The 18,996-nt window shown below is 75.2% G+C and carries 17 protein-coding genes; 8 read left to right on the top strand and 9 right to left on the bottom strand.

Going from position 1 to position 18,996, the window contains the following annotated elements; all coding sequences use genetic code 11:
- Window positions 1–2: 2 nt before the first annotated feature.
- Window positions 3–1,316, bottom strand: a complete 1,314-nt coding sequence (locus JOD57_RS20580) for an ABC transporter substrate-binding protein (RefSeq protein ID WP_307824820.1) — start codon at window positions 1,314–1,316, stop codon at window positions 3–5.
- A 214-nt stretch (window positions 1,317–1,530) separates the two neighbouring features.
- On the opposite strand from JOD57_RS20580, the gene JOD57_RS20575 reads away from it, so the two are divergent.
- The 3 genes from JOD57_RS20575 to JOD57_RS20565 are packed head-to-tail and all read left to right on the top strand — an operon-like array spanning window position 1,531 to window position 3,528.
- Window positions 1,531–2,478, top strand: a complete 948-nt coding sequence (locus JOD57_RS20575; protein WP_204693713.1) for a sugar-binding transcriptional regulator — start codon at window positions 1,531–1,533, stop codon at window positions 2,476–2,478.
- Between the two features lie 28 nt (window positions 2,479–2,506).
- Window positions 2,507–3,301, top strand: coding sequence for a phosphotransferase (locus JOD57_RS20570; RefSeq protein WP_204693712.1), 795 nt, complete (start codon window positions 2,507–2,509; stop codon window positions 3,299–3,301).
- Window positions 3,302–3,351: 50 nt separating this feature from the next.
- Window positions 3,352–3,528: a hypothetical protein gene (locus tag JOD57_RS20565; protein ID WP_204693711.1), complete on the top strand. Its 177-nt coding sequence runs from the start codon at window positions 3,352–3,354 to the stop codon at window positions 3,526–3,528.
- A gap of 30 nt (window positions 3,529–3,558) precedes the next feature.
- Here JOD57_RS20565 and hppD read toward each other — a convergent pair whose 3' ends face one another.
- Window positions 3,559–4,764 carry a 4-hydroxyphenylpyruvate dioxygenase gene (gene hppD, locus JOD57_RS20560; RefSeq protein WP_204693710.1) on the bottom strand — a complete coding sequence of 402 codons (1,206 nt, stop codon included), beginning with the start codon at window positions 4,762–4,764 and terminating at the stop codon, window positions 3,559–3,561.
- Between the two features lie 170 nt (window positions 4,765–4,934).
- On the opposite strand from hppD, the gene JOD57_RS20555 reads away from it, so the two are divergent.
- From JOD57_RS20555 to JOD57_RS27370, 3 genes are all read left to right on the top strand, one after another.
- Entirely contained in the window at window positions 4,935–5,495 is a 561-nt protein-coding gene (locus JOD57_RS20555; protein WP_204693709.1) for an Lrp/AsnC family transcriptional regulator, read from the top strand.
- 54 nt (window positions 5,496–5,549) lie between these two features.
- Window positions 5,550–7,157: an amino acid permease gene (locus JOD57_RS20550; protein WP_372440266.1), complete on the top strand. Its 1,608-nt coding sequence runs from the start codon at window positions 5,550–5,552 to the stop codon at window positions 7,155–7,157.
- Window positions 7,158–7,255: 98 nt separating this feature from the next.
- Window positions 7,256–7,483: an RGCVC family protein gene (locus tag JOD57_RS27370; RefSeq protein ID WP_372440265.1), complete on the top strand. Its 228-nt coding sequence runs from the start codon at window positions 7,256–7,258 to the stop codon at window positions 7,481–7,483.
- A 19-nt stretch (window positions 7,484–7,502) separates the two neighbouring features.
- Here JOD57_RS27370 and JOD57_RS20540 read toward each other — a convergent pair whose 3' ends face one another.
- The 7 genes from JOD57_RS20540 to JOD57_RS20520 all read right to left on the bottom strand — a co-directional run bounded on the left by JOD57_RS20540 (window position 7,503) and on the right by JOD57_RS20520 (window position 13,300).
- Window positions 7,503–7,754, bottom strand: a complete 252-nt coding sequence (locus JOD57_RS20540) for a hypothetical protein (protein ID WP_204693706.1) — start codon at window positions 7,752–7,754, stop codon at window positions 7,503–7,505.
- Window positions 7,741–8,904: a M14 family metallopeptidase gene (locus JOD57_RS20535; protein ID WP_204693705.1), complete on the bottom strand. Its 1,164-nt coding sequence runs from the start codon at window positions 8,902–8,904 to the stop codon at window positions 7,741–7,743. The genes JOD57_RS20540 and JOD57_RS20535 overlap by 14 nt, the downstream gene beginning before the upstream one ends.
- A gap of 243 nt (window positions 8,905–9,147) precedes the next feature.
- Window positions 9,148–11,112: an HAD-IC family P-type ATPase gene (locus tag JOD57_RS25770; RefSeq protein WP_307824947.1), complete on the bottom strand. Its 1,965-nt coding sequence runs from the start codon at window positions 11,110–11,112 to the stop codon at window positions 9,148–9,150.
- Window positions 11,019–11,963, bottom strand: coding sequence for an HAD-IC family P-type ATPase (locus JOD57_RS25765; RefSeq protein ID WP_307824819.1), 945 nt, complete (start codon window positions 11,961–11,963; stop codon window positions 11,019–11,021). The genes JOD57_RS25770 and JOD57_RS25765 overlap by 94 nt, the downstream gene beginning before the upstream one ends.
- Window positions 11,876–12,388, bottom strand: a complete 513-nt coding sequence (locus tag JOD57_RS25760) for a cation transporter (protein ID WP_239568694.1) — start codon at window positions 12,386–12,388, stop codon at window positions 11,876–11,878. Before JOD57_RS25760 ends, JOD57_RS25765 begins: the two co-directional genes overlap by 88 nt.
- 187 nt (window positions 12,389–12,575) lie before the next feature.
- Window positions 12,576–13,031: a hypothetical protein gene (locus JOD57_RS20525; protein ID WP_204693704.1), complete on the bottom strand. Its 456-nt coding sequence runs from the start codon at window positions 13,029–13,031 to the stop codon at window positions 12,576–12,578.
- A 35-nt stretch (window positions 13,032–13,066) separates the two neighbouring features.
- Window positions 13,067–13,300, bottom strand: coding sequence for a heavy-metal-associated domain-containing protein (locus tag JOD57_RS20520; RefSeq protein WP_204693703.1), 234 nt, complete (start codon window positions 13,298–13,300; stop codon window positions 13,067–13,069).
- Between the two features lie 158 nt (window positions 13,301–13,458).
- Here JOD57_RS20520 and JOD57_RS20515 point away from each other — a divergent pair, with 158 nt between their 5' ends.
- Entirely contained in the window at window positions 13,459–16,182 is a 2,724-nt protein-coding gene (locus tag JOD57_RS20515) for an ATP-binding protein (RefSeq protein WP_204693702.1), read from the top strand.
- Window positions 16,183–16,234: 52 nt separating this feature from the next.
- Entirely contained in the window at window positions 16,235–18,949 is a 2,715-nt protein-coding gene (locus tag JOD57_RS20510; protein WP_204693701.1) for an AAA family ATPase, read from the top strand.
- Window positions 18,950–18,996 lie beyond the last annotated feature (47 nt).

Raw genomic sequence — 18,996 nt, 5'->3', positions numbered from 1 at the left:
GGTCATCCGGACTCCCGCTCGCGGTAGCGCTCGGCGACGTCCTCGGCCACCTGCTGTCCTCGTTGCAGGGCCTCGTCGACCGTCATCTGGCCGGCGATCGCGGAGCTGACGTCCTGCGACACCTGGGTGGCCAGGTCCGGGAACTCCGGGATCCCGATGAACTGGATCCCCGGCGCCGGGCGGGGCTGCACGCCGGCGTCGTTCGGGTCGGCGGTCTGGATGGCCTGCAGCGTCGGCTCGGCGAAGGCGGAGGCCTCGGCGAGGTAGTCGGGGTTCTCGTACGTCGACGCCCGCTTGCCGGCGGGGACCCGCGACCAGCCGAGCTCGTCGCCGACGAGCTCCTCGTACTCGGCGCTGGAGGCCCAGGAGATGAACTCCCACGCCGCGTCCTTCTTCGCGCTCGCCTGCTGGATGCTCCACGACCAGGCGTAGAGCCAGCCCGAGCTGTCGGTCTCGACCACCGGCGCGGGCGCGTAGCCCATCAGGCCGCGGACGGGTGAGTCCTCGGCCTCCAGCGACCCGGCCGCCGAGGTGGCGTCGTACCACATGGCGGCGTTGCCCTGGACGACGTTGTTGAGGCACTCGGTGAAGCCGGCCTGCGGTGCGCCGACCTCGCCGTGCTCGCGGACGAGGTCCACGTAGAACTGCACGGCCGTCCGGAACTCCTCGCTGTCGACCTGCGGCTCCCAGTCCTCGGTGAACCAGGTGCCGCCGAAGGTGTTCACCACCGTGGTCAGCGGCGCGAAGACCTGGCCCCAGCCGGGCTGGCCGCGCAGGCAGATGCCGGCCATCCCGGGCTCGACGCCGTCGACCTCGGCCGCGATGTCGGCGACCTCCTGCCACGTCGGACTCGCCGGCATCTCGATGCCCGCGGCCTCCAGGACGTCGGCGCGGTACATGAGGAACGACGACTCGCCGTAGAACGGCTCGCCGTAGAGCCGGCCGTCGTCGCCGGACAGCGACGCCGTCAGCGGCCCGAGGACGTCGTCCTGGTCGAACTCGGGATCGGCCTCGACGTACTCGTTCAGCGGGGCGATCCACTCGCTGCGGGCGTAGATCGGGATCTCGAAGTTGCTCAGGGTGGCGACGTCGTACTGCCCCGCCTGGCTGGAGAACTCCTGGCTGATCTTGTCCCGGACGTCGTTCTCCGGGAGCACCGTGTAGTTGACCGTGATGCCGGTCTCGGCGGTGAAGTGCTCGGCGGTGAGCTGCTGCAGGTCGGCCATCTGCGGGTTGTTGACCATCAGCACGTTGATCGTGTCCGGGCCGCCGCCGGTGGGACCGCCGCCCCAGCCGGCGCACCCGCTCAGTCCCACCGTCAACGCCGCGGCTGCCGTGGCGGCGCGGGCGGGTCGTCCGTGTCTGCGCAAGGGAACGGTCCTCTCACATCTGTCGAGGACATGACAGGCCGCTCAGATGAGCACACTGTCACTCATTTGTGTGTGGCGTGAGTCTCCTTCGTGGGTGCACGATCCGTCAAGACACCGTGCATGAGTGAGCAGCGGGGCGCTCAGACGAGCAGGAGAAGCGATGGCCGACGACCGCACCGGGCCTGCCGGGATCGTCCTCAGCGCGTCCGTCGCGCGCCGCTTCTACCTGGACGGGCGCTCCAAGGTGGAGATCGCCGACGAGTTCGGGCTGAGCCGGTTCAAGGTCGCCCGCCTCCTCGACGCCGCGCGGGAGAGCGGGCTGGTCCGCATCGAGATCCGGCACGAGGGCGAGATCGACGTCGAGTCCTCGGTGCGGCTGCGCGACCGCTACGGCCTGCAGCACGCCGTCGTCGTCGACACCCCGGACGACGACGCGGCGTCCCTGCGCGGCCACCTCGGCCGCGCCGCCGCGCAGCTGCTGGCCGAGGTGATCACCCCCGACGACGTGCTGGGCCTGGCCTGGGCGCGGGCGGTGAGCGCGATGGCCGAGGCGCTGCCCCCGCTGCCCGGGACGCCGGTCGTCCAGCTCACCGGCGTCCTGTCGCTGCCCGGCGGGCCCGACACCTCGGTGGACGTCGTCCGCGGGGTGGCCCGGGCCTCGGGCGGCGCGGCGCACGTCTTCTACGCGCCGTTCACCGTCCCCGACGCCGCGACCGCGCGGGCGCTGCGACAGCAGCCGGAGGTCGCCAGCGCCTTCGCGCAGCTGCCACTGGTGACCAAGGCGGTCGCCGGGGTCGGCCAGTGGGAGCGCGGCCAGTCCACGCTGTACGACGTCGTGTCCGACGAGGACCGCGCCGCCCTGCACCGGCTCGGGGTGTGCGCCGACGTCTCCGGCGTCTTCCTGTCCGCCGACGGCGACCCGGTCCACGCAGAGCTGTCCGAGCGCATGATCGGGATCGGCGCGGACCAGATGCGCGAGATCCCCGAGGTCATCGTCATCCCCTACGGCACGGCCAAGGCCCGCGCCGTCCGCGCCGCCCTCCGCAGCGGCCTGGTCGGTGGCATCGTGACCCACACGGCACTGGCACACGCCGTCCTCGAGGAGTGAGGGACCGGACGGAGACGGAAGGGGGCCGATGCGCGGGGACGACGAGCGCGAGGTCCTGCTCGAGGGGGGCATCGCCAACCGGGGACGGGTGGTGCGGGCCGGCGACACCGTCCGGCGGCCGCTGCGGCCCACGAGCCCGGCGACCCGGGCGCTGCTGGACCACCTCGCCGGTGTCGGGTTCACCGGGGCACCCCGCTTCCTCGGGGTGGACGAGCAGGGCCGCGAGATCCTCACCTACGTCCCCGGCAGCGCCGTCACCCCGCCCTACCCCGCGTGGGCGCTGACCGACGAGGCCCTGCTCAGCGTGGCGAGGCTGTTGCGCGACTACCACCAGGCGGTGGCCGGCTTCGACCCCGCGCCGCACGGCTGGCCGCCGTCCCCGCCGCCCGCCTTCACCGGCGAGCTGGTCAGCCACAACGACGTCAATCTGGACAACGTGGTCTTCCGCGACGGGCGGGCGGTCGCCCTCATCGACTTCGACCTGGCCAGCCCCGGCTCCCGCGTGTGGGACGTCGCCTGCGCCGCCCGCCTGTGGGCACCGCTGCGGCCCGACCGCCACATCGGCGACGCCCGGCGCGGGCGGGCGCTGGACCGCCTCCGGCTGTTCGCCGACGGCTACGGGCTCACCGACGCCGACCGCGACCGGATGGCGGCGGCGGTCCTGGCCAACCACGAGTGGTGCTACGACGTGATCGGCACCGCCGTCGCCAACGGCCACGCCGCCTTCTCCCGCTACTGGACCAGCGGGACGATGGCGCGGGCGCAGGAGACCCGCCAGTGGTACCTCGACCACGCCGACGTGCTGCGGGCCGCGCTCGGCTGACCCGCCCCTGACGGCGGGCTGGGCCCGACCCCTCGTGCCAGGCTCCGGGCATGGCCTTCGACCTGCACCGCTCGGACGGTGACGTGATCCGCTACGGCGACGACGCCCGGTACAGCTTCACCTCCACCGGCCACCTCGTCGTGTACGACGCCGCGGGCAACAAGGTGCTCTACGGCCACCACAGCTGGGACCGGGTCGAGGAGCCGGTGCCGCCGCCCGCCGAGTGACCGGGTCGGGCCGGCGCCCGGACCGCCCGGTCAGGAGTTGCCGCGGCGCTCCTGCTCGCGCTCGATGGCCTCGAACAGCGCCTTGAAGTTGCCCTTGCCGAACCCCAGCGAGCCGTGCCGCTCGATGAGCTCGAAGAAGACCGTCGGCCGGTCGCCGACCGGCTTGGTGAAGATCTGCAGCAGGTAGCCGTCCTCGTCGCGGTCGACCAGGATGCCGCGGCGCTGCAGCTCCTCGATCGGCACCCGGACCGTGCCGATGCGCGCCCGCAGCTCCGGGTCCTCGTAGTAGGAGTCCGGCGTGGCCAGGAACTCGATGCCCTCGGCGCGCATGGCGTCGACCGTGCCGAGGACGTCGTTGGTCGCCAGGGCCACGTGCTGGACGCCCGGACCGCCGTAGTAGTCGAGGAACTCGTCGATCTGCGACCGCTTCCTGCCCACCGCGGGCTCGTTGAGCGGGAACTTGACCCGGTGGTTGCCGTTGGCGACGACCTTGCTCATCAGCGCCGAGTAGTCGGTGGCGATGTCCTCGCCGACGAACTCGGCCATGTTCGTGAAGCCCATGACCCGGTGGTAGAAGTCCACCCAGCGGTCCATGGCGCCGAGCTCGACGTTGCCGACGACGTGGTCGACGGCCTGGAACAGCCGCCTCGGCCGGCCCGGACGCGGCTGGTGGGACGACGTCCGCGCGACGTAGCCGGGCAGGTGGGGACCGGTGTAGCGGGAGCGGTCGACGAGGCTGTGCCGGGTGTCGCCGTAGGTGGCGATGGCGGCGAGGCGGACGGTGCCGTGCTCGTCGGTGAGGTCGTGCGGCTCCTCCAGCACGGTCGCGCCCGCCGCCCGGGCGTGCGCGACGCAGCGGTCGACGTCGGGCACGGACAGCGCGATGTCGGCGACGCCGTCGCCGTGCCGGCGGTGGTGGTCGGCCAGCGGGCTGGCCGGGTCGTAGGCGCCGGTGACGACGAACCGGGCCGCTCCGGACCGCAGGACGTGGGAGACGGAGTCGCGGTTGCCGGTCTCCGGCCCGGAGTAGGCGACCAGCTCCATCCCGAGCGCCGACTGGAGGAAGTGGGCGGTCTGGGTGGCGTTGCCGACCACCCACACCAGCGCGTCCCAGCCGGTGACCGGGAAGGGGTCGCCGGAGGCGTCGTACTCGACCAGCCCGACCAGCTGCCGGAGCTGCTCGACGTCCAGCTGCGCGAGGCGCTCCTCGTCGTTGAGTACCTGCTCGAGGCTCATGCCCGTCTCCTCCTCCGGGGTCCCTGCGGTGCCGTCCGCAGCGCACACCCGCAACCGGCGACTGGGCAAGTGGTACCGCGACGGATGGGCGAGCTGCGCACCAAGCTGCTGCGCCGAGCCCTGGTGCTGGGCAGACTGCCCACCCCAGGGCCGAGCGAGGGGGACGACCGATGACCGACAGGACGGCGCTCGACGCGCTCGACGTGGCGCTGCTGGCCGCACTCGAGGACCACCCCCGCGCCGGGGACCTCGAGCTGGCCCGCGTCACCGGGGTGGCCCGGGGCACCGTGTCCGCGCGGCTGCAGCGGCTGGCCGCCAGCGGCGTCGTCACCGGCTACGGGCCGCAGGTCGACGTCGGGGCGGCCGGCTTCGGCGTCCAGGCGTTCGTGACGCTGGAGATCGCCCAGGGCGCGATCGACGACGTGCGGCGCGACCTCGAGGCCATCCCCGCCGTCCTGGAGGCGCACGCCACCACCGGCCAAGGCGACGTGCTGTGCCGGGTGGCCGCCGGCTCGCACGAGGAGCTGCAGCAGGTCCTCGTCGACCTCAACCGCTCGCCGGCCGTGGTGCGCTCCACCAGCGTCGTCGCGCTCTCGGAGCTGGTGCCGTGGCGCACCCGGCCGCTGCTCGAGCACGGGGCGGCACCCGGCGCCGGCCGGTCGGGCATGCCCGGAGCGGGACGCCGGACGCAGCGGGCCCGTCCACCAGGTCCACGGAGGCGGTCCGTGTGAACACCGCGTGACAGGACGTGCTCCGGCTGGCGGTGCCCCGGTTGCCGCAGCAGGATGCTCACGACTCAGCCGAGACCGGTGCTGACGCCCTCCGACCCCTCCCACGGACGCACGTCCAGGACGAGAGGAGCGGACATGGCCCACGGTCCTGCTGCCGAAGGCGGCGACCTCCAGAAAGGCCTGAAGCAGCGGCATCTGACGATGATCGCGATCGGGGGCGTCATCGGTGCCGGCCTGTTCGTCGGCTCCGGCGCGATCATCGGCGAGGTCGGCCCGGCCGCCTTCCTCACCTACGCCATCACCGGCGTCCTGATCGTCATGGTCATGCGGATGCTCGGCGAGATGGCCGTCGCCAACCCCTCGACCGGGTCCTTCGCGGACTACGCACGGCAGTCCCTCGGCGGCTGGGCCGGCTTCAGCGTCGGCTGGCTGTACTGGTACTTCTGGGTCATCGTCGTCGGCTTCGAGGCCGTGGCCGGGGCGGCGATCCTGCAGCGCTGGCTGCCCGACGTCCCGCTGTGGCTCATGGCGCTGGTCCTGATGGTGCTCATGACGGCGACCAACCTGTTCTCGGTGGCCTCCTACGGGGAGTTCGAGTACTGGTTCGCCGGCGTCAAGGTCCTCGCGATCGTCGCGTTCATCGCCCTGGGCGCGCTGTTCGTCCTGGGGCTGTGGCCGGACCGTGACCTCGACTTCTCGAACCTCACCGCGCACGGCGGCCTCTTCCCCAACGGCGTCGGCACGCTCTTCTCGGGCATCGTCATCGTGGTCTTCTCGATGGTCGGTGCCGAGATCGCGACCATCGCCGCCGCGGAGTCCGACGAGCCGGAGCGCGGCATCGCACGGGCGACCAACTCCGTCGTCTTCCGGATCCTGATCTTCTACGTCGGCTCCATCTTCCTGCTGGCCACCATCCTGCCGTGGAACTCCACGGAGCTCGGTGACTCGCCCTACGTGGCCGCGATGGAGGAGATGGGCATCCCGGCAGCGGCCGAGATCATGAACGCGGTCGTGCTCACCGCCGTCCTGTCCTGCCTGAACTCCGGCCTCTATACGGCCTCCCGCATGCTGTTCGTGCTCGCCGCCCGGCACGAGGCACCCGGCCGGATGCTGTCGATCAACCGGCGTGGTGTCCCTGCGTGGGCGATCCTCTCGTCCAGCGTCGTCGGGTTCCTCTGCGTGATCGCCGCCTACATCTCGCCGGAGACGGTCTTCCTGTTCCTGCTCAACTCCTCCGGCGCGATCATCCTGTTCGTCTACCTGCTGATCAGCCTCTCCGAGCTGCGGATGCGGCCGACCATCCCGCCCGAGCGGCTCAAGGTGAAGATGTGGTTCTTCCCCGTCCTCACGCTGCTCACGGCGGCCTCGATCGTCGCGATCCTGGTGCTGATGTTCGTCCGGGAGAGCACGCGGTCGCAGCTGCTGCTCAGCCTGCTGGCCTGGGCGCTGGTCCTGGTGGCCTACCTCGTCCGGCGCAGGGTGATCGGCGATGCCCACCTGACGCAGGAGGGCGTGGCTGCCGAGCAGCGCGCCGACCGGTGGATGCACGAGCACGGCGCGGTCGTGGACGTGGAGGTCGACGCCGCCGTGGGCGAGGGGCGGCTCGACCCGCGGGTGATCCGGCGGATGGACGAGGAGGGCTACCCCACCGAGAGCCCGTAACCGCCCGCGCTGCGCCGGGCGCCGTCGAGCAGGGGGACGACGCGGCGCCCGGCGTAGCGTGGGGTCGTCGGTCCCCCTCGTGCGCCGCCTCCCGGGCGGTGCCGGACCCGACGCTCGTCAACACCGCCGTCCCGGCGGAGTCAGGCCGTCGTCCCGTGGCCCCCACCGCCCTCCCCCGCCTGCGCACCGACGCCCCGTCCCTGGGTGGCCCCGCGTGCGACGCGTGCCCGCACGCGACGTCCGACCACGACGCCATCGGACTGCGGTTCTGCCGCGCCACCCTCACGGGGGCGATCACGAGGGGCTGCATCTGCCGGCCGTCCTGACGCCGGCGGGGCCGGGGCGTCAGACCTCGTCCCCGGCCGGTGGGCGATCCCGCTCCTGCGCCAGGTACTGCGCCGTCGTGGTCACGCGCTCGACCCGCGCCAGCCGCCGCCGTTCCAGCTCGTCGAGGTCCCCGTCCGCGGCGGCGACCACGAGGGAGTCGGTGTGGCGCTCCCAGACGTCGAGGCCCAGCGGCATGGCGAGCAGGTCCGCGACGCTGGTGCCCGGAGCCGGCGTCAGGCGGGCGATCCACGTCTCCTCACCCGTCCCCACGCACACCGTCCCGGGGCCGGTGGAGGACCCGCTGGAGGAACTCCAGTGCCGCAGGCCGGTTCTCCTCCCAGCACGGTGTGATCTGCTCGGCCGGCAGGATGAACCCGCCCTCCTCCCAGGTGGCTGGGCGCAGTTCGACGGTGAGGGACACCGCGTCGTACTCGCCGTAGGTCCAGTCGGTGGTGTCTCCCGCGGTCAGGTACAACCCCGAGGACTGCTTCGCGGTGTAGGTCCTGCCGTGCACCTTCGCGATCGACCGTTCCATCTCCTCGGCCAGGTCGCGCACCTCGCCCAGGTCGGCCGCGTCCCTGATCGGCTCGGTGGTGTGGCCCCACGGGTACAGGATCAGCTGCGAGTAGCTGTGGTAGGTGAGCACGCCGCCGAACAGCTCCCGGGCGACCAGGTCGCGCACGGCGCGCACCTCCGGCTCGGAGAAGGCGCGGGGGCCGACGTACGTCTCGTCCGCGGGGACGTGGCTGGAGGTGTTGTTCCTCAGCGTGCCCCACATGTAGCCGTAGTTGCGGTTGGGGTCGACGCCGACGGTGCCGTCGTGGTTCCGGCGCCGATTCTTGCGCCACAGCCGGTTCGGCGGGGTCTGCGTGTACTCGTGCCCGTCCGGGTTGACCATCGGCGCGACCCAGACCTCGCCCTGCTGCAGCCAGCCCTGCACCGGGTCGGACGAGGAGTTCTGCAGCAGGTGCTCGGCCAGCCGGTAGGGGACCTCGACGGAGATCCACTCCCGCGCGTGGTGACAGCCCAGGAAGGCGACCTTGCGGGTGCTGCCCCGGCGCTCGCCGATGCGCAGGGCCCACAGCGGACGGCCCTCCACGCTGCGCCCGATCTCGTGCAGCTCGGCGATCTCCGGGTGCTGGTCGGCCAGGCGCCGCAGGTCCTGCTCCAGGCTCGCCGCCGTGTGGTAGCCGGTCGCCGCGGCGTCGGTCGCGAACGCCGACAGATAGGGGTCGACCGTCTGCAGCTGCTCGACGCCGTACCCCATGGCCTGCAACCGGGCGGCCTGGGCCTCGTCGGCCTGGACCACCAGGTGATCGGGCTCGACCTCCCACACGTCCAGCCCGACGGGAGCGGTGAGGAGGTCGGCCAGCGGGGCCCGCGTGCTGGCGGACGTGACCCTCGCGATCAAGCTCGCCATCGGTCTCTCCCGTTCCCGTTCCCGTGATCCGGTGCACCGGACCTGCCCGCGGCCACGTCCCCTCGGCGACCCGGGTGGGAGCCGCACCCGGCGGGTGCCCGGCTCGCGTGGATCGTCCGCTGCGCCACGCTAGGCCGGGCTCCGTCACGGCGGTGTCAACGCCTCGTCACGGCTCATGCGCTCGACGGCGACGTGACCCCCGACGAGCCGGTGCGCGGCTCGCGGGGGTCGGCACCGCGGGGCTCAGGCGGCCTGCACGGTGAACGGCACGGTGATCACGTCTCCGCCGGCGAGGCGGAACTGGGCCCACAGCCGGTAGGTCCCGGCGGTCGGGAACTCGGCGTGGACGTCGAGCTCGGGGCCGAACGTCTGGCCGGGCAGGGCGAAGACCGGCCGGCCGCGGTCGTCGGTCACCTCGGCGTGCTCGTGGGCGAAGGTCTCGCCGTCGGCGCGCACCACCACGACGTGGCCGGCGGCGGCGAGGTAGGGCTGCAGGTCGTCGACCGGCCGGCCGGTCGCCGCGTCGGTGAGCACGAGGTCCAGGTCGCTGACCTCTCCGGCCACCGCACTCCCCTCGAGCTCGACCCGCACGCCGTCGACGACCACGCTGCGCGGCCCGACGGTCAGGGCCACCGGCTCCGGAGCGGTGCCGGCCACGGTGACCACCTGCCGCTGGTGGACGTCGCCCATCTCGCCCTGCCGCCGGAACTCGGTGTTGACGACGTACCGGCCGGGGGTCGGGAACGTGACGTCGACGGCCAGCTGCCCGGGGGTGCCGGTCGGCTGCGGGTGGACGTGCGTGAACGTGCCGAGGTCCTCGCGGGTGGCGATGAGGTGCATCCACGCCTCGTGGCTGCGGGTGAGGTCCTCGACGGGCTCGCCGGAGGCGGCGTCGACGACGGTGGCGACCAGCCGCGTGGACTCGCCGGGCCGGACCTGCGCGGGCAGCTCGAGCCGCACCTCGACCCCGGCCTCGGCAGCGTCGGCCGGCGGCACCTCGGCGGTCATCATCTCGCTCATCGCCGGGCGCATCGGCATGCCGGTGCCCTGCACCCACGCCAGCGTGCCGTTCATGCCGCGCTCGGCGGCGTCCATCCGGCTGACCGCGGTCAGGCCGGCGCCGAGGGCGAGGGCGACGACGGCGACCCCGGTCAGGTAGGCGTACTGGCCGATCCGCGCCCGCACCGGCGGGTGCAGGATCTCGGCCACCGTGGCCGGACGGCGGAACCGGCGCAGCCGCAGCGCGTTGGTCAGCACGCTGACCGAGCTCATGGCCATGGCCGCGCTGGCCAGCACCGGGTCGAGCAGCAGCCCGTCCCAGGCGTACAGCGCGCCGGCGGCGACCGGGATCAGCAGCAGGTTGTAGCCGAAGGCCCAGGCCAGGCCCTGCTTCATCGTCGCCACCGTGCGCCGGGACAGGGCGATGGCCGAGACGATGCCGCGCAGGTCGCCGCCGACGAGGGTGACGTCGGAGGCAGCGACGGCGACGTCCGCGCCGGTGCCGATCGCGATGCCGACGTCGGCCGCCGACAGGGCCGCGGCGTCGTTGACGCCGTCGCCGGCCATCGCGACGACGTGCCCCTGCTCCTGCAGCCGGCGGACCTCCGCCGCCTTCTGGGCCGGCAGCACCTCGGCGAGCACGTGCTCGATGCCCACCTGGTCGGCGATCGCCCGGGCGGTGGCGGCGTCGTCCCCGGTCAGCATCCACACCTGCACGCCCAGCGCGTGCAGCTGGGCGACGGCCTCGGCGGACTCGGGCTTGACCGTGTCCGCGACGGCGATCGTCGCGGCGGGACGCCCGTCGACGGCGACGAACATCGGGGTCTGCCCGGCCGCGGCCGCACCGGCGGCGGCGCCGGCCAGCACGGACACGTCCACGCCCCGCGCGTCCATCAGCGCCCGGTTGCCGGCCAGCACGTGCCGGCCGTCGACGACGGCGTCGATGCCGTGGCCGGGGACGGCGTCGAAGGAGTCCAGCGGAGGCCGGCGCAGCCCGCGGGCGGTGGCGGCGGCGACGATCGCCTCGGCGACGGGGTGCTCGCTGCCGGTCTCCGCGCCGGCGACCAGGGTCAGTACGTCGTCCTCGGTCCAGCCGCCGGCGGTGGTCACCGCGGTCAGTGACGGCTTCCCGCGGGTGATGGTGCCGGTCTTGTCCAGGACGACGGCGGTGACCCGGCGGGCGGTCTCCAGCGCGTCGCCGTTGCCGATGAGGATGCCCAGCTCGGCGGCCCGCCCGGTGCCGACCATGACCGCGGTCGGGTGGCCAGGCCCAGCGCGCACGGGCAGGCGATGATCAGCACGGCGATCGTGGTGGTGATCGCCATCGTGAGCCGGCCGGTGTCCGGGCCGAGCAGCGCCCACGCGACGAACGTCGCCGCGGCCAGCAGCAGCACGATCGGGACGAACCAGGCCGAGACCCGGTCGGCGAGGCGCTGCATCGGCACCTTCGCGCCCTGCGCGTCCTCGACCAGGCGGACGATCTGCGCCAGCGCGGTGTCCTCACCGACCGCGGTGGCCCGCAGCACCACCGTGCCGGTGCGGTTGAGCGTCGCGCCGATGACCGTGTCGCCGGCCGCCTTGTCCACCGGCAGGCTCTCGCCGGTCAGCATGCTCTCGTCGACCGCGGTGTCGCCGTCGGTGACGACGCCGTCGACCGGCACCTTCTCCCCCGGCCGCACCCGCACCAGGTCGCCGACGACGACCTGCTCGACCGGGACGTCGACCTCGCTGCCGTCGCGCAGCACCCGCGCGGTCTTCGGGGCCAGGCCCACCAGCGCGGTGATGGCGGCGGCCGTGCGCTTCTTGGCCCGGCCCTCCATCCACCGCCCGGCCAGGACGAGCGCGAGGATGACCAGCGACGTCTCGAAGTAGACGTGCAGCGGCAGTCCCCAGCGCTCGGCCGCGGCGGGCCACAGGGTGACGAACGCGCTGTAGAGGTAGGCGACCCCGGTGCCCAGCGCGACGAGGGTGTTCATGTTCGTCGACCGGTGCCGGGCCGCCGTCCACGCGGCGCGGTAGACGTCGCGGCCGGCCCAGGACTGCACGACGGTCGCGACCACGAGGATCGCGGCATCAGCCAGTCCATCGTGTCCAGGTACAGCGGCACGTACATCAGGACCATCAGCCCGAGCCCGACGGCGAGGGTGACCTGCCACTTGCGCTTCAGCGCGGTCAGGTGGTCGTCGTCGTGGGCGTCGGGGACCTCGGCCGGCGCGGTCGCCGGCTGGGCCTCGCGGCGCGGGGTCGCGGTGTAGCCGGCACGGGCCACCGCGGCAGTGAGCTCGTCGAGGCCCACCTGCCACGGGTCGAAGCGGACGGTGGCGACCTCGGTGGCCAGGTTGACCTCCGCGGCGGACACGCCGTCCACCCGGTCGAGGGCCTTCTCCACCCGGCCCACGCACGAGGCGCAGGTCATGCCACCGATCTCCAGCGTGCACGCGGTGGTGGCCTCGGTCGCCGCGGGCGGCGGCGCGGTCGTCGTCATGGCGGATCTCCTGGTCGGACGTGGTCCTGGGTGGGACCGATGCTCGGCGGCGGGCTCCCGGCTCGGACCGGGAGAACCACCGGGTTCGCCGGACGGCGGGGTCGGCCCCGGGCGGCCGCGTCGGCGCCGGTCGGGGCGGTCGCGGCGGCGGGTACGGCTGGGACGGCTCCCGCCGCCGCGGTCGGCCTCAGCAGGAGGCGTACTCGTGCGGGCGCAGCAGCATCGCCGCGGCCATCGCCGGGAGCATGAGGACGTGGCCCCAGAGCAGCAGGGCGCCCTCGTCGACGAGCCCGAGCGCGAACGGCACGAACAGCACCAGGAACGGCAGGTACATCGCCGCGCCCATCTCGGCGATCGGCCGCCAGCGGTGGCCGCGGACCTTCATCCACGCGGACATGGCGACGGTCATGTTCGTGGCCATGATCAGCGCGCCCGTGTACGGGTTGCGCATCAGCTCGGCGGCACCGAGGGCGTCGAGGACGAACGTCCACACCGGGTGCAGCGCCACCATGCCGACGGCCATCGCCACGACCATCTCGGCGAAGTGCCGGGCGAACTTCCCCGCGCTGAGGTGGTGTGCGGTGTGTGGCGCGGGCTCGGGGTGCGCGGCGGTCGCGGTCTGGGTGGGGACGGTGCTGGACACGGCGGGCCTCCGGTAGGGATCGGGTCGGGCGGGGGTCACGGGACGAGGGCGTAGCCGGCCTCGTCGACGGCGGCGGCGATGTCGGCGCGGTCGACGGGTCGGGCGGCGGTGACGGTGACCGAGCCGGTGGCCAGGTCGACGCGGACCGACTCGACGCCGTCGACGCCCGAGATCTCCTCGGTGACCGCGCGCCGGCAGTGCTCGCAGGTCATGCCGGTGACGGTGAAGGTCGTCGAGCCGATGAAGCTGCGGGGCGTGCTGGAGAGCATGGGGACTCCTCGGTCGGACGGGTGGTGCTGCGGTCGGGGACCAGGGTCGGTGCCGGGGTGGGGACCTCTCACCGGGGAAACCGCCGGGATCTGCGCCGGGACGGCACCTCCGCACCGGATCGGGCCGATCCGGTGCCGGATCGCACTAGGGTCGCGGCGTGCTGGCCGGCCGGGACCGCGAGCGCGCGGCCATCGCGGCGCTCGTCGACGCGGCGCGGGCCGGCCGCGGTGGCGCGCTGGTCCTCACCGGGCCGCCCGGCGTGGGCAAGTCGGCCCTGCTGGCGGACGCGCTGGCCCGGGCCGAGGGGATGACGGTCCTCCGCACCCAGGGCCTGGAGTCGGAGTCGCCGCTCGCGTTCGCCGCGCTGCAGCGCCTGCTGCGCCCGGTCCTGGCCGACTGCGTGCAGCACCTGCCGCAGCCGCAGGCCCGCGCGCTGCGGGCCGCCCTGGGCGAGACCGACGACGGCCCCGGCGACCGGTTCCTCGTCTTCCTGGCGGCGTTGAGCGTCCTGGCCGACGCCGGACAGCACCGGCCGGTGCTCGCCGTCGTCGACGACGCGCACTGGCTCGACGACGCCTCGGCCGCGGCGCTGCTGTTCGTCGCCCGCCGGCTGCAGGTGGAGCGGGTCGCCCTGCTGTTCGCCGCCCGCGACGCCGACGTCCGCACCTTCGACAGCGGCGACCTCCCCCGGCTCGTCGTCGGCGGCCTCGACGCCGACGCCGCCGGGCAGCTGCTCAGCGCCCGCGCCGCCGTCGCCGTCCCCCCGGACGTGCGCGACGCGCTGCTCGCCAGCACCGGCGGCAGCCCGCTCGCCCTGGTCGAGCTGGCCGAGGTCCTGACGCCGGAGCAGCTGTCCGGCCGGGTCCGGCTGCCCGACCGCCTGCCGCTGACCGAGGGCGTCGAGCGGGCCTTCCTCGACCGCTACCGGCGGCTGCCCGGCCCGGCGCGGACGGTGCTGCTGGTCGCGGCCGCCGACGACTCCGGGCGGGCGCGGGTCGTGCGGCAGGCGGCCACCTCCCTGGGAGCCGACGAGGAGGCGCTGGCGACCGCCGAGCGCTCCGGGCTGCTGCGCGTCCGGGAGGCCGCCGTCGACCTGCGGCACCCGCTGGTGCGCTCGGCGGTGTACGGCGCCGCCACCAGCACCGAGCGCCGGCAGGCGCACCGCGCGCTCGCCGCCGCGCTGTCCGGCCCGGGGGAGGCCGACCGGCGCGCCTGGCACCTGGCCGCATCGGTCCTCGAACCGGACGAGGCGGTCGTCGCCGAGCTGGACGCCGCCGCGGAACGAGCCCGGGCGCGGGGCGGCCTGGAGGCGGCCGCGTCCGCGTGGGAACGGGCCGCCGAGCTCTCGCCGGCCGGCGACGCCCAGGCCGGACGGCTGTACGCGGCCGCCCGGGCGGCGTGGTTGGCCGCGCAGCCCGTCCGCGCGCGGGCACTCGTCGACGCTGCCGCCGCCCAGGCCGGCGATCCGCTGCTGCGCTCCGACGTCCTGCGGTTGCGGGCCCGCATCGAGTGGAACACCGGGTCGCTGGACACCGGCCGCCGGATGGTGCTCGAGGCCGCCGCGGAGGTCGCGCCGCACGACTCCCAGCGCGCCCGGGAGATGGCGATGTTCGCCGTCGCGCTCGAGGCCTTCGGCGCGCACCGGACCGGCACCGCGGACCCGACCGCCCTCGTCCCGCCGCCCGGGCCCGGTGCGCCGCTGCGCGCCCGCTGCTTCTCCGACCTGCTGTACGGCCTCGACGCGGCCGTCCGCGGGGACTGGACGGCCGCGGTGCCACCGCTGGCCGAGGCCTTCACCCTCGCCGAGGACCTCGCCGAGGAGGACCTGGACCTGCTGCCCAACCTGGGCATCGCCGCGCTCCACCTGGGCGACGACGCGCGGACCCGGCACTACCACGAGCAGCTGCTGGCCCGTGCCCGCAGCACCGGCGCCGTCCTGATGATCCTCTACTCGCTGACGCGCGTCGGCTTCGCCGAGCTGGCCACCGGGCGGTGGACCGCGGCCCGCGCCGCGGCCGCCGAGGCACTGCCGCTGGCCGACCACTCCGGGCACCGGGGGCTGGCCGCACTGCCCACCGCCTGGCTCGCGCTGCTGGCGGCGCTGCGCGGCGACGAGACGGTCGAGCAGCACCTCGCCGACGCCGAGCGGATCTGCACCGACCACCCGCTGGGCATCCTCGCCGAGGTGGTGCCCGACGTGCTGCAGTGGGCCCGCGGCGTGCGCGACGCCGCCGACCCCCCGGCCGCCCTGCACCGGCTGGAGCAGATCCGGTCCCCCATCACCCGCCGGCTGGCCGCGACCGAGCGCATCGAGGCCGCCGTCCGGGCGGGCCGGCCCGAGCTGGCGGGCGACTGGGTGGCGGAGCTGGCCGCCTTCGCCGACGCGACCGGCTCCGCGTGGGCGCAGGCCGGAGCCGAGCACGGCCGGGCCCTGCTCGGCGAGGGACCCGAGGCCGCCGGCCACTTCGAGCGGGCGCTCGCCGCGCACGCCGTGACCGACCGCCGGCCCGACCGGGCCCGCACCCAGCTGGCCTACGGCGCCTTCCTGCGCCGGTCCCGCCGCCGCGTCGACGCACGCGCCCACCTGCGCGCCGCGCTCGAGACCTTCGAGGACCTCGGCGCGCGGCCGTGGGCCGACCGCGCACGGCAGGAGCTGCGGGCCTCCGGGGAGACCGCCCGCCGCCGCGACCCCTCCACCGTCGTGGACCTCACCCCGCAGGAGCTGCAGGTGGCCCGCCTGGTGCGGCGCGGGCTGCCCAACCGCGACGTCGCCGCCCAGCTGTACGTCAGCCCCCGCACCGTCGACTTCCACCTGCGCAACGTCTTCGCCAAGCTCGGCGTCAGCAGCCGCACCGAGCTGGCCGCCACCGCGCTCGACTGACGGCGCGGCGACCCGCGGGCGATCGCCGGTGGTGTCGCTACGGTCTGGGGCCGTGCTGACCGGGCGGGACGCCGAACGTGCGGCGATCGCCGCGCTGCTCGGCGCTGCCCGCGGCGGCACCGGGGGCGCGCTCGTCGTGCGCGGCGTGGCCGGCTCCGGCAAGTCGACGCTGCTGGCCGACGCCCTGGCCGCGGCTCCGGACACGACGGTGCTGCGCACCTGCGGGGTGGAGTCGGAGTCCCCGCTGGCCTTCGCCGCGCTGCAGCGGCTGCTGTGGCCGCTGCGCTCCCGCGTCGACGCCCTGCCGTCGCCCCAGCAGGCGGCGCTGCGGGCCGCGCTGGGTGAGGCCGAGGGCGAGGGCGACCGGTTCCTGGCGTTCCTCGGGACCCTGAGCCTGCTGTCCGACGCCGCCGAGCAGCGGCCGGTGCTGGCCGTCGTCGACGACGCGCACTGGCTCGACGACGCCTCGGCCGCGGCGCTGCTGTTCGCGGCCCGCCGGCTGCAGGCCGAGCGCGTGGCGCTGCTGTTCGCCGCCCGCGACGCCGACGCCCGCACCTTCGACGCCGACGACCTGCCCACCGTCGAGCTCGGTGGCCTCACCGGCGAGGCGGCCGGTGCGGTGCTCGCCGCGCACGCGCCCGCAGGCGTCGACCCCGCGGTGCGGGACCAGCTGGTCGCCGCCACCGGCGGCAACCCGCTGGCGCTCCGAGAACTGTCCGGAGCACTCACCGGGGACCAGCTGGCCGGCCGCACCCCCCTGCCGGCGCGGCTGCCGCTCACCGGCGGGGTGGAGCGCGCGTTCCTCGACCGCCACCGGCGGCTGACCGGGCCGGCGCAGCGGTTGCTGCTGGTCGCCGCGACGGACGACACCGGGCGGCTGGCCGTCGTCCTCGACGCCGCCGGGCGGCTGGACGCCGGGGACGAGGCCCTCGACGAGATCGAGCGCACGGGACTGCTGCGGGTCGACGGGGACGCCGTCGCCCTCCACCACCCGCTGGTGCGCTCCGCGGTCTACCGGGCGGCGAGCAGCACCCAGCGGCGGGCCGCGCACCGGGCCCTGGCCGACGTGCTCGGCGGCGATCCCGACCGGCGGGCCTGGCACCTGGCCGCCGCCGTCGACCGGCCCGACGACGAGGTCGTCGCCGCGCTGGACGCCGTCGCCGAGCGCGCCGCGGCGCGGGGCGGGCACGAGGCCGCCGCGGCCGCCTGGGCCCGCGCGGCCGAGCTCTCCGGCAGCGGGGAGGCCCGTGGCCGCCGGCTGTACCTGGCCGCGTCCTCGGCCTGGCTGGGCGCGCAGCCGTCACGGGCGGCGGCGCTCGCGACCGCCGCCGCGGCCGACGTGGCCGAGCCGCTGCTGCGCGCCCGGCTGCTCACGCTGCAGGGGACGATCGAGTGGAACACCCGCTCGCTCGACGACGGCTACGACCACGTCGTGCACGCCGCGCAGGTCGCCGCCGGCGTCGACGTGGCGCTGGCCCGGCAGCTGGCGATGCTGGCCGCCTCGCTGGCCGCCTTCGGCGCCCGGTCGCCCCGGCAGTTCGACCCGGCCGCGCTCGCGCCCCCTCCGGCACCGGACGCCCTACCCCGCGTCCGCGCCGCCTCCGCGCTGCTGCACGGGTTCCGCGCCGCCGCCCGGCAGGACTGGGGCACCGCCGCCGACCGCTTCCGCGACGCCTTCGCCCTCACCGACGCCGACCCGCTCGACGACCACGTGCTGCAGCCCAACCTGGGCGTCGCGGCCATGCTGGTCGACGACGACGAGCGCGGGCTGCGGCTGCACGCCGAGCAGCTGACCGCCGCCCGCCGCGCCGGGGCACTGAGCATGGTCGAGCACGCCCTCACCCGCGGCGCGCAGTTCCAGATCGCCACCGGCGCCTGGACACAGGCCGCGGGCGCCGCGGCCGAGGCGCTGCCGCTGACCGCCGGTACCGGCCACCCCGGCCTGACCGCGCTGCCGACCGCCCAGCTCGCGGTGCTCGCGGCCCTGCGCGGGGACGACGCCGCCGACCGCCACCTGGCCGAGGCGGCGGCGATCCGGGAGGCCCACCCGATCGGGCTGAGCGACCTGGTCGTCGTCGACCTGGTGCGCTGGGCGCGCGGGCTGCGTGCCGGGCAGCCGGCGTCCGCGCTGCACCACCTGGAGCAGATCAGCTCCCCCGGGCTCCGCCGCACGGCCGCGATCGACCGGCTGGAGACCGCCGTCCGGGCCGGCCGGCCCGACCTCGCCCGCGCCTGGCTGGACGAGCTGGACGCGTTCGCCACGGGGACCGGCGCGCCGTCCGCACGGGCCGCCGTCGAGCACGGCCGGGCCCTGCTGGCCGGGGACGGCGCCGCCGCCGAGGAGCACTTCCGGCGCGCCCTGGCGGCGCACGGGAGGTCACTGCGCCTGCCCGACCGCGCCCGCACCCACCTCGCCCTCGGGGAGCACCTGCGCCGCGCCCGCCGCCGGGTCGACGCCCGCGAGCACCTGCGGGCCGCCCTCGCGCTCTTCGACGACCTCGGGGCCGCGCCCTGGGCCGAGCGCGCCGCGCAGGAGCTGCGCGCCTCCGGGGAGACCGCCCGCCGCCGCGACGTCTCCACCGCGACCGAGCTCACCCCGCAGGAGCGGCAGGTGGCCGCCCTGGTCCGGCAGGGACTGTCCAACCGGGACGCCGCCGCGCGGCTGTTCGTCAGCCCCCGCACCGTCGACTTCCACCTGCGCAACGTGTTCGGCAAGCTCGCCGTGACCTCCCGCGCCGAGCTCACCGCCCTCCCGATCGACCTGTGACGCGGCCCCGGCGAGGAACCCGGCGGTTCTCCCGGCGTGACGCCGGT

The sequence above is a fragment of the Geodermatophilus bullaregiensis genome (genome assembly GCF_016907675.1).
Lineage (GTDB): Bacteria > Actinomycetota > Actinomycetes > Mycobacteriales > Geodermatophilaceae > Geodermatophilus > Geodermatophilus bullaregiensis.
The sequence above is the reverse complement of the archived record's forward strand: the minus strand, read 5'-3'. Positions and strand labels throughout refer to the sequence as shown.

Coding starts and splice junctions, on each gene's coding strand:
- JOD57_RS20555 (WP_204693709.1), top strand. CDS start 4,935: ATGACCGACAGGACGGCGCTCGACGCGCTCGACGTGGCGCTGCTGGCC.
- JOD57_RS20520 (WP_204693703.1), bottom strand. CDS start 13,300: ATGCTCTCCAGCACGCCCCGCAGCTTCATCGGCTCGACGACCTTCACC.
- JOD57_RS20570 (WP_204693712.1), top strand. CDS start 2,507: ATGCGCGGGGACGACGAGCGCGAGGTCCTGCTCGAGGGGGGCATCGCC.
- JOD57_RS20575 (WP_204693713.1), top strand. CDS start 1,531: ATGGCCGACGACCGCACCGGGCCTGCCGGGATCGTCCTCAGCGCGTCC.
- JOD57_RS20535 (WP_204693705.1), bottom strand. CDS start 8,904: ATGGCGAGCTTGATCGCGAGGGTCACGTCCGCCAGCACGCGGGCCCCG.
- hppD (WP_204693710.1), bottom strand. CDS start 4,764: ATGAGCCTCGAGCAGGTACTCAACGACGAGGAGCGCCTCGCGCAGCTG.
- JOD57_RS20550 (WP_372440266.1), top strand. CDS start 5,550: ATGCTCACGACTCAGCCGAGACCGGTGCTGACGCCCTCCGACCCCTCC.
- JOD57_RS25760 (WP_239568694.1), bottom strand. CDS start 12,388: ATGACGACGACCGCGCCGCCGCCCGCGGCGACCGAGGCCACCACCGCG.
- JOD57_RS20565 (WP_204693711.1), top strand. CDS start 3,352: ATGGCCTTCGACCTGCACCGCTCGGACGGTGACGTGATCCGCTACGGC.